This window comes from Pseudomonas sp. SA233 (assembly GCF_054792385.1).
The window spans coordinates 4,749,529-4,762,151 of sequence record NZ_CP096449.1 but is presented as its reverse complement, the minus strand read 5'-3'; the positions used below and the strand labels follow the sequence as shown (position 1 = coordinate 4,762,151).

At 63.5% G+C, this 12,623-nt stretch carries 12 protein-coding genes and 1 other RNA gene; 9 read left to right on the top strand and 4 right to left on the bottom strand.

Features of this window, described 5'->3' with window-relative positions; all coding sequences use genetic code 11:
- Positions 1–15 precede the first annotated feature (15 nt).
- From M1D87_RS21840 to M1D87_RS21825, 4 genes are all read right to left on the bottom strand, one after another.
- Positions 16–594 (bottom strand): BON domain-containing protein, encoded by a 579-nt coding sequence (locus M1D87_RS21840; RefSeq protein WP_015271720.1) that lies wholly within the window; start codon positions 592–594, stop codon positions 16–18.
- Positions 591–1,184 carry a phosphoheptose isomerase gene (locus M1D87_RS21835; RefSeq protein WP_012274070.1) on the bottom strand — a complete coding sequence of 198 codons (594 nt, stop codon included), beginning with the start codon at positions 1,182–1,184 and terminating at the stop codon, positions 591–593. The genes M1D87_RS21840 and M1D87_RS21835 overlap by 4 nt, the downstream gene beginning before the upstream one ends.
- 86 nt (positions 1,185–1,270) lie before the next feature.
- On the bottom strand, positions 1,271–1,642 hold the full coding sequence (locus M1D87_RS21830) for a YraN family protein (RefSeq protein WP_039613002.1): 372 nt from the start codon (positions 1,640–1,642) through the stop codon (positions 1,271–1,273).
- A complete protein-coding gene (locus M1D87_RS21825) occupies positions 1,642–3,459 on the bottom strand; it encodes a penicillin-binding protein activator (protein ID WP_123084247.1) in 1,818 nt (605 codons plus the stop codon). Before M1D87_RS21825 ends, M1D87_RS21830 begins: the two co-directional genes overlap by 1 nt.
- Before the next feature lie 267 nt (positions 3,460–3,726).
- On the opposite strand from M1D87_RS21825, the gene rsmI reads away from it, so the two are divergent.
- The 9 genes from rsmI (at position 3,727) to mraY (ending at position 12,617) form a co-directional block, all read left to right on the top strand.
- Positions 3,727–4,521: a 16S rRNA (cytidine(1402)-2'-O)-methyltransferase gene (rsmI, locus tag M1D87_RS21820; protein WP_232881267.1), complete on the top strand. Its 795-nt coding sequence runs from the start codon at positions 3,727–3,729 to the stop codon at positions 4,519–4,521.
- 67 nt (positions 4,522–4,588) lie between these two features.
- Positions 4,589–4,948, top strand: an RNA gene (gene rnpB, locus M1D87_RS21815) — RNase P RNA component class A.
- 308 nt (positions 4,949–5,256) lie between these two features.
- Complete coding sequence (gene mraZ / locus M1D87_RS21810) at positions 5,257–5,712, top strand: division/cell wall cluster transcriptional repressor MraZ (protein ID WP_004575120.1); 456 nt, start codon at positions 5,257–5,259, stop codon at positions 5,710–5,712.
- A complete protein-coding gene (gene rsmH, locus M1D87_RS21805; protein ID WP_013974118.1) occupies positions 5,709–6,656 on the top strand; it encodes a 16S rRNA (cytosine(1402)-N(4))-methyltransferase RsmH in 948 nt (315 codons plus the stop codon). Before mraZ ends, rsmH begins: the two co-directional genes overlap by 4 nt.
- A complete protein-coding gene (gene ftsL / locus M1D87_RS21800) occupies positions 6,653–6,946 on the top strand; it encodes a cell division protein FtsL (RefSeq protein WP_003260787.1) in 294 nt (97 codons plus the stop codon). The genes rsmH and ftsL overlap by 4 nt, the downstream gene beginning before the upstream one ends.
- Positions 6,946–8,688, top strand: a complete 1,743-nt coding sequence (locus M1D87_RS21795) for a peptidoglycan D,D-transpeptidase FtsI family protein (RefSeq protein ID WP_161551483.1) — start codon at positions 6,946–6,948, stop codon at positions 8,686–8,688. Before ftsL ends, M1D87_RS21795 begins: the two co-directional genes overlap by 1 nt.
- Complete coding sequence (locus M1D87_RS21790; protein WP_183596558.1) at positions 8,685–10,175, top strand: UDP-N-acetylmuramoyl-L-alanyl-D-glutamate--2,6-diaminopimelate ligase; 1,491 nt, start codon at positions 8,685–8,687, stop codon at positions 10,173–10,175. The genes M1D87_RS21795 and M1D87_RS21790 overlap by 4 nt, the downstream gene beginning before the upstream one ends.
- On the top strand, positions 10,168–11,535 hold the full coding sequence (locus M1D87_RS21785; RefSeq protein ID WP_123084248.1) for a UDP-N-acetylmuramoyl-tripeptide--D-alanyl-D-alanine ligase: 1,368 nt from the start codon (positions 10,168–10,170) through the stop codon (positions 11,533–11,535). The genes M1D87_RS21790 and M1D87_RS21785 overlap by 8 nt, the downstream gene beginning before the upstream one ends.
- Positions 11,535–12,617, top strand: coding sequence for a phospho-N-acetylmuramoyl-pentapeptide-transferase (gene mraY, locus M1D87_RS21780; RefSeq protein WP_023661969.1), 1,083 nt, complete (start codon positions 11,535–11,537; stop codon positions 12,615–12,617). Before M1D87_RS21785 ends, mraY begins: the two co-directional genes overlap by 1 nt.
- Positions 12,618–12,623 lie beyond the last annotated feature (6 nt).

Genomic DNA, 12,623 nt, shown 5'->3' with positions numbered 1-12,623 from the left:
GCACAGGCTGATGAATCAGTCGATGTACTCGAACAGCTTGACGATCTTCTGCACGCCCGAAACGCCCTGTACCACGGCAGTGGCCGAGTTGGCCTCCTGTTGGGTCACCAGGCCAAGCAGGTAAACGATGCCATTCTCGGTAATCACCTTGATGCGCGAGCTGGGCACGGCATTGTCGGTCAGCATCTGGGTCTTGATCTTGGTGGTCAGCCAGGCGTCGTTGTTGCGCGCCAGGATGGAGGAGGGTTGCATCACCTGCAGCTCGTTGTGCACTTTCTTGACGCGCTGTACCTGGCTGGCAGTCTGCTCGGCGAGGCTCTTGAGGTCGGCGCGCGGTGTCTGGCCGGCCAGCAGGACGATGCCGTTGTAGCTGCTGACAACGATGTGCGAACCTTTGTCCAGGTCAGGGCTGGCCTTGGCGATGTTGACCGAAGCCTTGGTTTCGATCAGCGAGTCGTCGATCTTGCTGCCGATGGTGCGCGTTCCGCGATCGTCCTCGATCGGCGAATTGCGGGTAGAGGTCAGTACCGAGCTGCAACCAGTGACGCTCAGGCACAGGGTCAGGGCCATAAGGCCGAGGCGCATAGGGGTCATTCTTCACTCCCGAACAGTTGGCTGTCGATCAGATCACACAGGCAGTGGATCGCCAGCAGGTGGACTTCCTGGATACGCGCGGTAACCGTCGAAGGTACGCGGATTTCCACGTCTTCAGGCAGCAGCAGCGAAGCCATGCCGCCGCCATCGCGACCAGTCAATGCTACGACAATCATTTCGCGGTCATGTGCGGCCTGGATCGCCTGGATCACGTTGGCCGAGTTGCCGCTGGTGGAGATCGCCAGCAGAACGTCACCGGGCTGGCCCAGCGCGCGGATCTGCTTGGAAAAGACTTCGTTGTAGCTGTAGTCGTTGGCGATCGAGGTCAAGGTCGAGCTGTCGGTGGTCAGCGCGATGGCCGGCAGGCTCGGGCGTTCGCGCTCAAAGCGGTTGAGCAGCTCGGAGGAAAAGTGCTGGGCATCGCCGGCCGAGCCGCCGTTGCCACAGGCGAGCATCTTGCCCTCGTTGAGCAGCGCGTTGACCATGACCAGGCTGGCCTGCTCGATGTGCGGTGCCAGGATGTCCATTGCCTGTTGCTTGGTATCGATGCTGGCCTGGAATAGCCGGCGAATTCGGGATTGCATGTCCATCTGGTGACCTTAAGTGGGGCGGTGGCCTTTGCTACGCGCAACAACGACCAGCCCGCGAAACATAGAGCAAAAAAATCGGAATGGGTTCAGCATTCGAAGGCGTTTTTCAGCCATTGAAGCGGTCTGCCTGCATGGTGGCTGCCCTGTAGGGCGACTACGTCGAAGCGGCAGGGGTGGTTGCCCCAGTGGGGCTCCTTCTGCAGGAACAGGCTGGCGGCGAGCACCAACCGTTTCTGCTTGCGCCCGTCGATACTGCCGAGGGCGCCACCGAAGCCCGCGTGCAACCGGTAGCGGACTTCGACGAATACTACTGTATCGGCGTCGAGCATGACCAGATCAAGCTCACCGCCTTTGCATCGCCAGTTGCGCGCCAGCAGTTGCAGGCCCTGCCCTTGAAGATATTCAAGGGCCTGGCTTTCCGCTGCCTGCCCGGCGCTGGTGGGCGACGCTGCTGCCATCAGCGAGGAGTGTCAGGCAGGCGCTGGACCTGGCCACCGACGAACTCGGCCCAAGGTAGCTGGCGCTCGACACGCTGGTTGGCGTTCATGCTCAGGCTGCCCGAAAGGCCCAGTACGCGGTTGTCCGGTAGCGCTTTCAGCTGGCCCAGGCGCGGCGCCAGGCTGTAGGCGTCGACGCCCATGGCATACAGGCGGCCCAGGCTGCCTGCCGCTTGCGGCCATTGCTGCACGACCTGCTGGCGCAGGCTGTTGCTGGTATCGAGCAGCCACGGGGTTTCGCAGAAGCGGATACCGTTCATGTCGTTGTACTGGTTGACGTCACCACTGGCGCTATACAGGTTCGAAGTGGCGTAGACCGGCACGTCACCGGCGTACTGGAAGTTCAGGGTCGGCTTGATCTGCTGGGCCTGTTGCGGGGTCGAGGCGAGGAAGATGAAGTCGATGTCCTGGCGGCGCGACGGCTGCGCGGCGATGCTGCCACCTACCGTGCTCTGCAGGCTCTTGGCGCGGCCTTCGCTCTGGCGCAACTGGAACAGGTCGGCAATCTGCTGGGCCAATGCGACCGGCTGGGCGATGCGTTCGGCGGCGAGCAGAGTGCCACCGTTGCCTTCCCAGTCCTGGCGGAAGGCGGCAAGCACACGATCGCCCCATTCGCCGCTCGGCACCAGGGCAACTGCGCGGACCATGCCATCGGCGCGGGCGCGACGGGCCACTTCACGGGCTTCGTCTTCGGCAGCGAGGCCGAACTGGAACAGCTGCGGTGGAGCCTTCTGGCCGGCGTCGGCGTAGTTCAGGGCCAGGGTGGTGATCGGCAGTTGTGGCTTGGCAGCCAGTTGCTTGACCAGCGGTTTTTCCAGCGGGCCGATGACCAGCTGTACGCCTGCGGCCTGGGCCTGGCGATAGAAGTCGTCGAGCGAGCCGATGCGCGAGCTGTCGAATACCTGCACGGCTGGCGCCTGCTGGCCGGCTTGCTGGGCCTGGAAGTGTGCAGCCATGAAACCGTCACGCAGGGCGCGGGCAACACCGGCAAGCGGGCCTTCCTGAGGCAGCAGCAGGGCAATCTTGGTCAGCGGTTGGCTGGCCAGCTCCTTGAGCTTGGTCAGAGCCAGCGGCAGTTGCTGGGCGGCCGGGTGGTCCGGGTGCTGTTTGACCCAGGCGTCGATCGCCGCTTGCTGCTGTTCCAGGGTACCGGCGCTTTTTACCGCGAAGGCCAGGCTGGTCCAGCCGGCAAGGGTCTGGTCGTTGCCTGGCTGCTGCAGTTGCTCTGCCGGCAGCGAGGCGACCAGTGCCCAGATGGCGTCATTGTTGGCGCTGGCGGCCTGACCGCTGAGCAGCGGGCCCAGCAGCACGCGCTGTTGCGCGGCGGCGAGGGCCTGGCCATCGGCTTCGAGGGCGGCCGCGTGCACGCTGTAGGTGCGCGCTTGCTGTTCTTCCGGCAGTTCGGCGACGCGCTGCAGGCTGGGGTGGGCCAGGGCGGCCAGGGCAGCCTTGGGCTGGTTGCGGCTCATGGCCAGCTCGGCACCGAGGGTGCTGGCGAACACTTGCTGGGCCGGCTTGAGTGTGTCCAGCGGCACCTGCTCGAGGATGCGTGCGGCGCGTGGGAAGTCCTTCTGCCTGTAGGCCAGGTCGGCTGCGCTCAGGCGCAGCAGCGCGGCGTCTTCCGCGGACTTGCTGGAAGCAGCCTTTTCGAGCAGTTGCTCGATGCTGGCGTCCGGGGTGCGTGGCAGTTCGCCCAGGCTGGATGAGGGCGAGCTGGCGCAGGCTGCCAGCAAGGCAGCAAGGCAGAGGGCTGTGAACAGCCGCAGGCAAGCGATCATGTAAAGGTCCTGTTACTCGATCAAGGTGGCCGGCAATTGTACCCAAGCGCTGGCCGGGGCGCGATGTTGCCGTGTCGATCCTTCACTATAGGAGGCCTGCCATCGGTCGTCGGCGAAGTTCTTTGCGCCCTGTTGCAGGCGCTCGGGCTACAATGGCGCCTTTGATCCGAACGACAGGTGTGCGCAGTGACTGATGTGGCAGGGGCTTCGAAATCCACGGTGGGGACGCTGTATGTGGTCGCAACCCCTATCGGCAACCTCGACGACATGAGTGCCCGGGCGCTGAAGGTGCTGGCGGACGTGGCCCTGATCGCGGCGGAAGATACCCGTCATTCGGTCCGTCTGCTGCAGCACTTCGGCATCGACACGCCGCTGGCGGCCTGCCATGAACACAACGAGCGTGACGAGGGCGGGCGTTTTCTCACCAAGCTGCTGGCAGGCGAGAATGTGGCGTTGGTTTCCGATGCCGGCACGCCGCTGATTTCCGATCCGGGGTACCACCTGGTGCGCCAGGCGCGTGCTGCGGGGGTAAATGTGGTCCCGGTGCCGGGCGCCTGCGCTCTGATCGCCGCGCTGTCGGCAGCCGGCCTGCCGTCGGACCGTTTCATCTTCGAAGGCTTCCTGCCGGCCAAGGCGGCGGGACGGCGGGCGCGCCTGGAGCAGGTAAAGGAAGAACCGCGCACGCTGATCTTCTACGAGGCCCCGCACCGTATCCTGGAATGCCTTGAAGACATGGAAGCGGTATTCGGTGGCGAGCGCCCGGCGCTGTTGGCGCGTGAGCTGACCAAGACCTTCGAGACCCTCAAGGGCCTGCCCCTGGCCGAGCTTCGCGCCTTCGTTGCTGGTGACAGCAACCAGCAGCGCGGTGAGTGCGTGGTACTGGTTGGTGGCTGGAGTGCGCCGGAGGGCGAACAGGCGATCAGTGCCGAAGCGCAACGGGTGCTCGACCTGCTGCTGGCCGAGCTGCCACTCAAGCGGGCGGCGGCGCTGGCTGCGGAAATTACCGGGGTGCGCAAGAACCTGCTGTATCAACTTGCACTGGAAAAGCAGAAAACCGAATAGTGGCATATTGATATAAATGCCGGTATTGCTTGTTCTTGGGCGCGCGTGCCGTTAATCTTGGCGGTGGAGAGTCGATCGGACAGTCGCTGCCTGCTTTTGTTCCGCAACAGCAGGGGGAGGAAAGTCCGGGCTCCATAGGGCAGAGTGCCAGGTAACGCCTGGGAGGCGCGAGCCTACGGAAAGTGCCACAGAAAATAACCGCCTAAGCACTTCGGTGCCGGTAAGGGTGAAAAGGTGCGGTAAGAGCGCACCGCACGGCTGGCAACAGTTCGTGGCTAGGTAAACCCCACTCGGAGCAAGACCAAATAGGGTTCCATTAGGCGTGGCCCGCGTCGGAACCGGGTAGGTTGCTAGAGGCGTCCAGTGATGGCCGTCGTAGAGGAATGACTGTCCTCGACAAAACCCGGCTTACAGATCGACTCTCCACCTTTCCCTCCCTGCTTTATTCGATAGCAGATGCCCTCTGGTAATACCGAAAAAATCTTACTCTTAATAAATCACTTTAACTTCGAACTCCATTCGCCTGCGTGGGTTTGATTTTTCTCGTGTTTTTTTCTGCTCGGTAGTCCTTCCGCATTCCTTTATTGCGCTAAATCTCGGTCCTGTAAGGCTTTTCCTTCCGAACGTGCCTTGACGGTGCTGCGGGCGGATTCCTATAGTGTGCGCAAGTGGCAGAAAGTGGGATGAAGTGGGTTTTCTGGCACAAAAAAGCTAACATTGTGGGGAATCGCAGCCGTGTTCCGCGGAGCCAACGCCGTCAGCCTCGATGCCAAGGGCCGTCTCGCCATGCCGAGCCGGTACCGTGACGAGCTCGATTCGCGTTGCAATGGTCAGCTGATCGTGACCATCGACGCCGTTGACCCCTGCTTGTGTGTTTATCCCCTCGATGAGTGGGAACAGATAGAAGCCAAGTTGCGTGCCTTGCCATCGTTGCGTGAGGAAAACCGCCGCCTTCAGCGTTTGCTGATCGGTAACGCGGTTGACCTGGAGCTCGATGGCAGTGGGCGTTTCCTGGTACCGCCCCGTCTGCGTGAGTACGCCAAGCTCGACAAGAAGGCGATGCTGGTAGGGCAACTGAACAAATTCCAGCTGTGGGATGAAGATGCCTGGAACGCGGTTTCGGCAGCAGACCTTGCAGCTATTCAACAACCGGGCGCCATGCCCGACGAATTGCGTGACCTGATCCTGTGACCATAGATAGCGGCTTCAACCACATTACCGTCCTGCTCGACGAAGCTGTCGAGGCATTGGCCCTGCGCGCCGACGGTTGCTATCTGGACGGCACCTTTGGCCGTGGCGGGCACAGCCGGCTGATTCTCAGCAAGCTCGGGCCGCAAGGGCGGCTGCTGGGTTTCGACAAAGATCCACAGGCGATTGCCACGGGGCAAGCGCTGGCGGCCGAAGACGGCCGCTTTGTCATTGTGCAGCGCAGCTTTGCCGAGCTGGGCGCGGAAGTGGCCGAGCGTGGCCTGGATGGCAAGGTCAGCGGCGTATTGCTGGACCTGGGCGTTTCCTCGCCGCAGCTGGATGACCCCGAGCGGGGCTTCAGCTTCCTCAATGATGGCCCTCTGGACATGCGCATGAACCCGGACCAGGGCATCAGCGCCGCCGAGTTCATCGCCACTGCACCTGAAGAAGAAATAGCCCGTGTGTTCAAGGAGTACGGCGAAGAGCGTTTCGCCAAGCGCATGGCTCGCGCCGTGGTGCAGCGCCGCGAACAGCAACCGTTCACCCGCACCGGCGACCTCGCCGAGGTGCTGAAGGTGGCCAACCCGGCCTGGGAGAAGGGCAAGAACCCGGCGACCCGCGCCTTCCAGGGCCTGCGCATTCACGTCAACAACGAACTGGGTGATCTCGAGGCAGGCCTGGAGGCCGCGATCGATGCGCTGGAAGTGGGCGGCCGCCTGGCAGTGATCAGCTTCCATTCGCTGGAAGACCGCATCGTCAAGCTGTTCATGCGCAAGCTGGCCAAGGGCGAGGCTGACAACCTGCCGCGCAACCTGCCGGTACAGCACAAGGTCTTCGAGCCGAAAATCAAGCTCATCGGCAAGGCTCAGTTCGCTTCCGACGCCGAGCTCAAGGCCAACCCGCGGGCGCGCAGCGCCGTTATGCGGGTGGCGGAGAAGCTGCGGTGAGCAGGCTGTTTGCCAAACCTTTGCCAGGCGGAAGCTTCCTGATGCTTCTGCTGTTCGTTGCCGTGCTGGTTTCGGCCATCGCCGTGTCCTACAGCGCGCACTGGAACCGTCAGTTGCTCAACACGCTGTACGGCGAATTGAACGAACGTGACAAGGCCCAGGCCGAATGGGGCCGGCTGATTCTCGAACAAAGCACCTGGACCGCCGCCAGTCGCATCGAGAACCTGGCTTCCGAGCAACTGAAGATGCGCGTACCTTCGGCTGACGAAGTGCGGATGGTGGCGCCATGATGAAGCTCGAAGGCGCACTCTACCCCTGGCGCTTCCGCGTGGTGATCGGCTTGCTGGCGCTGATGGTCGGTGCCATCTGCTGGCGCATCATCGACCTGCAGGTAGTCGACCGTGACTTCCTCAAGGGGCAGGGCGATGCGCGCAGCCTGCGTCACATCCCTATCCCGGCTCACCGCGGCCTGATCACCGACCGTAACGGTGAACCGTTGGCGGTCAGTACCCCGGTCACCACCCTGTGGGCCAACCCCAAGGAAATGCAGGCGTCCAAGGACCGCTGGCCGCAGCTGGCAGCAGCACTGGGGCAGAACCCGCAGCAGCTGACCGAGCGCCTGACCCAGCAGGCCAGCAAAGAGTTCATCTACCTGGTCCGCGGCCTGACCCCGGAGCAGGGCCAACATGTGCTCGACCTGAAAGTGCCGGGCGTGTATGGCCTGGAAGAATTCCGCCGCTTCTACCCGGCCGGTGATGTCACCGCGCACATGGTCGGCTTCACCGACCTTGACGACCACGGTCGCGAAGGGGTGGAGCTGGCCTATGACGAATGGCTGGCTGGCGTACCCGGCAAGCGGCAGGTGATCAAGGACCGGCGCGGCCGGCTGATCAAGGACATCCAGGTAACCAAGAACGCCAAGGCCGGGAAGACCTTGGCGTTGTCGATAGACCTGCGCCTGCAGTACCTGGCCACCCGCGAGCTGCGCAACGCCATTGCCGAACAGGATGCCAAGGCGGGCAGCCTGGTGATCATGGACGTCAAGACCGGTGAGGTCCTGGCCATGGTCAACCAGCCGACCTACAACCCCAACAACCGCCGCAGCATGTTCCCGGCCGCCATGCGTAACCGCGCGATCATCGACGTGTTCGAGCCGGGCTCCACGGTCAAGCCGATCTCCATGAGTGCGGCACTGGAAAGTGGCCGCTGGAAGCCGACCGACAAGGTCGAGGTGTACCCGGGCAGCCTGCAAATTGGTCGCTACACCATCAAGGACGTGTCCAGGAGCGAAGGCCCGATCCTCGACCTGACCGGTATCCTGATCAACTCCAGTAACGTCGGCATGAGCAAGATCGCCTTCGACATCGGCGGCGAGGCCATCTACCGGGTCATGTCCCAGGTCGGTCTGGGCCAGTACACCGGCCTTGGCTTCCCCGGCGAGCGCGTCGGCAACCTGCCCAACCATCGCGAGTGGCGCAAGGCCGAGACTGCGACCCTGTCCTATGGCTATGGCGTGTCGGTGACCGCCCTGCAGCTGGTGCATGCATACGCGGCGCTGGCCAACGACGGCAAGATGGTGCCGCTGTCGATCCTCAAGGTCGACAAGGCCCCGGAAGCGGTGCAGGCCATTCCGAAGGAAACCGCCGAAACCATTCAGGGCATGCTGCAACAGGTGATCGAAGCACCGCGCGGTGTGTTCCGCGCCCAGGTGCCGTTCTACCACGTGGCCGGCAAGTCAGGTACCGCCCGTAAGGCCACCGTCGGCTCCAAGGGCTACACCGAAAACGCCTACCGCTCGCTGTTCGCCGGCTTCGGGCCGATGAGCGACCCGCGCTACGCCATCGTCGTGGTGATCGATGAGCCTGGCAAGGGCGGTTACTTCGGTGGTCTGGTTTCGGCACCGGTATTCAGCAAGGTCATGTCCGGCACTCTGCGCCTGATGAACGTTCCGCCAGACAACCTGCCTCCACCGGCGCCCGTAGAACAATCGCAAGTCAATGCTGCTGCAACCGCCAAGGGAGGGCGTGGATGATGACAATGCCATTGAGCAAGCTTTTCGCTCACGCCAGCCGTGACCCGTTGATCCGTGAACTGACGCTGGACAGCCGCAATGTGCGCCCGGGTGATCTGTTCCTGGCTGTTCCGGGCGCCAAGGTCGATGGCCGCGAGCATATCGCCGATGCTCTGGCGCGTGGCGCTGCCGCCGTAGCCTATGAAGAGCAGGGCACGAGCGTCCTGCCAATCACCGATGTGCCGCTCATCCCGGTCAAGGGCCTGATCGCCCAGCTTTCGGATATCGCAGGTCGCTTCTATGGCGAACCGAGCCGCCAGCTGAACCTGGTGGGCGTTACCGGTACCAACGGCAAGACCAGCGTCACCCAGCTGGTGGCCCAGGCGCTGGACTTGCTTGGCCAGCGTTGTGGCCTGATCGGCACCTTGGGTACCGGCTTCTATGGTGAGCTGCAGAGTGGCCGCCTGACCACGCCCGACCCGATCGCCGTACAGTCGACCCTCAATGACCTCAAGAAAGGTGGCGCCAAAGCCGTGGCCATGGAGGTTTCCTCCCACGCGCTGGAGCAGGGCCGGGTCGCCGCTCTGGAATTCGACATCGCGGTCATGACCAACCTGTCCCGCGACCACCTGGACTACCACGGCAGCATGGAGGCCTATGAGGCCGCCAAGGCCAAGCTGTTCGCCTGGCCGAGCCTGCGTTGCCAGGTGGTCAACCTGGATGACGATTTCGGCCGTCGCCTGGCCGCCGATTTTGCCCGCCGCCCGAGTGTCGACCATATCGAGACCCGGTTGCTCAGCTACAGCCTGGAGAACCCGGAGGCCTCGCTGTTCTGCCGCGAAGCCGTGTTCAATGACGATGGCGTGCGCGCCACCCTGGTCACCGCCCAGGGCGAACGTACCCTGCGCAGCCAGTTGCTGGGCCGCTTCAACCTGAGCAACATGCTCGCCGCCGTGGCGACTCTGTTGGCGCTGGACTACGCGCTGGACGAAATCCTCAAGGTTACCCCGCAGCTGCAGGGGCCGATCGGCCGCATGCAGCGCCTGGGTGGGGGCGACAAGCCGTTGGTGGTGGTCGACTATGCGCACACCCCGGACGCCCTGGAGAAAGTGCTCGAAGCCCTGCGCCCGCATGCGCACGGCAAGCTGCTGTGCCTGTTCGGCTGCGGCGGCGACCGAGACCGCGGCAAGCGCCCGCTGATGGCTGAAGTGGCCGAGCGCCTGGCCGACCGCGTGCTGGTAACCGACGACAACCCGCGTACTGAGGACCCGCTGCGCATCTTTGACGACATCCGCCCGGGTTTCGCCAAGCCTGCCGAGGTCGAGTTCGTTGCCGGTCGTGGCGAAGCCATAGCGCACCTGATTGCCACCGCCGTTGCCGACGATGTGATCGTGCTGGCCGGCAAGGGGCACGAGGATTACCAGGAGATCAATGGCGAGCGTCATGATTTCTCCGATTTGACCGAGGCCGAAAAGGCACTTGCAGGCTGGGAGGCTCCACATGCTTAAGCCGATGTCACTCAGCCAGCTGACCAAAGCGCTGGGTGGTCAACAAGTCGGTGCCGACGCCTCCTTCACCGGCGTCAGCATCGACAGCCGCAGTGTTGGCGCCGGGCAACTGTTCGTCGCCCTGGCCGGCCCGCGCTTCGATGGCCACGACTACCTGGCCGATGTGAAGGCCAAGGGCGCTGTCGCGGCCCTGGTCGAGCGTGAAGTGGCCGATGTCGACCTGCCGCAGTTGCTGGTCGCCGATTGCCGCCTGGCCCTCGGCCAGCTTGGCGCGCTGAACCGTGCTGCCTTCGACAAGCCGGTGGTGGCCATCACCGGTTCCAGCGGCAAGACCACGGTCAAGGAGATGCTCGCCAGCATCCTGCGCACCCGTGGCCTGGTGCACGCCACCCGCGGCAACCTGAACAACGACCTCGGCGCGCCGCTGACCCTGCTGGAGATCGCCCCCGAGCACAGCGCCGCGGTGATCGAGCTGGGCGCCTCGCGCATTGGCGAGATCCGCTACACCGTCGGCCTGACCCGGCCCCAGGTGGTCATCATCAACAACGCCGGCACCGCCCACGTTGGCGAGTTCGGCGGCCCGGAAAAGATCGTCGAAGCCAAGGGCGAGATTCTCGAAGGCCTGGACGAGGGCGGTATCGCCATCCTCAACCTGGACGACAAGGCCTTTGATATATGGAAGGCACGTGCCGGCGCGCACAAGGTCTTCAGCTTTGCCCGCAACAATCCAATGGCCGACTTCCATGCCTCTGACATCGGCCGCGATGCCCGTGGTTGCCCGTCGTTCAAGCTCCATGGCGCTGGCGACACGGTAGACGTGCAACTCAATGTGCTCGGTGAGCACAACGTCAGCAATGCCCTGGCTGCCGCTGCGGCTGCCCATGCCGTTGGTCTGAGCCTGAGCGGCATCGCCGCAGGCCTGGCTGCCGTGCAACCGGTCAAGGGCCGTACCGTGGCGCAGATTGCGCCGAACGGCGTGCGGGTGATCGACGACAGTTACAACGCAAATCCCACCTCCATGTGCGCGGCCATTGATATACTCGCCGGCTTTTCCGGGCGCACCGTCTTGGTGCTTGGGGATATCGGCGAACTGGGGCAATGGGCGGAAGAAGGCCACCGTCAGGTGGGTGACTACGCGCGTGGCAAGGTCGACGCCCTGTACGCAGTGGGTTCCAACATGACACACGCGGTCAAGGCGTTCGGAGCCAATGGCCGCCATTTCGCTACTCAAGCTGAGCTGATCGACGCGGTTGGCGCCGAGAATGCCAGCGACACCACTATCTTGATCAAGGGCTCGCGCAGCGCTGCGATGGAAAACGTCGTGGCGGCATTGTGCGGTGCCAGCGGGGAGAAACATTAATGCTGCTGCTGTTGGCCGAGTATCTGCAACAGTTCCACAAAGGCTTCGCGGTCTTCCAGTACCTGTCCCTGCGCGGGATTCTGGGTGTGCTGACCGCGTTGTCCCTGGCGCTGTGGCTGGGGCCGTGGATGATCCGTACCCTGCAAATCCGCCAGATCGGCCAGGCCGTGCGTAACGACGGCCCGCAATCGCACTTGTCCAAGTCCGGCACCCCGACCATGGGTGGGGCGCTGATCCTGTCCGCCATCGCCGTCAGCACGCTGCTGTGGGCCGACCTGACCAACCGCTATGTGTGGGTGGTGCTGATCGTTACCCTGGCATTCGGTGCCATCGGCTGGGTCGATGACTACCGCAAGGTGATCGAAAAGAACTCGCGTGGCCTGCCGAGCCGCTGGAAGTACTTCTGGCAGTCGGTGTTCGGCCTGGCTGCAGCCATCTTCCTGTACAAGACCGCGCCGACCAGCGTCGAAACCACGCTGATCCTGCCGTTCATCAAGGATGTCACCATTCCGCTGGGCATCGGCTTCGTCGTGCTGACCTACTTCGTCATTGTCGGTTCGAGCAACGCGGTCAACCTCACTGACGGCCTCGACGGCCTGGCGATCATGCCGACGGTGATGGTCGGCGGCGCCCTGGGCATCTTCTGTTACCTGTCGGGCAACGTTAAGTTCGCCGAATACCTGCTGATCCCCTATGTGCCGGGCTCGGGCGAGCTGATCGTGTTCTGCGGCGCGCTGATCGGTGCCGGCCTGGGCTTCCTGTGGTTCAACACCTACCCGGCGCAGGTATTCATGGGTGACGTCGGCGCGCTGGCGCTGGGCGCCGCGCTGGGCACCATCGCCGTGATCGTCCGCCAGGAAATCGTGCTGTTCATCATGGGCGGCGTGTTCGTCATGGAAACCCTGTCGGTGGTGATCCAGGTTGCCTCCTTCAAGCTGACCGGCAAGCGCGTGTTCCGCATGGCGCCGATCCACCACCACTTTGAACTCAAGGGCTGGCCAGAGCCACGGGTGATCGTCCGCTTCTGGATCATCACCGTGATCCTGGTGCTGATCGGCCTTGCAACCCTGAAACTGAGGTAGATGAGC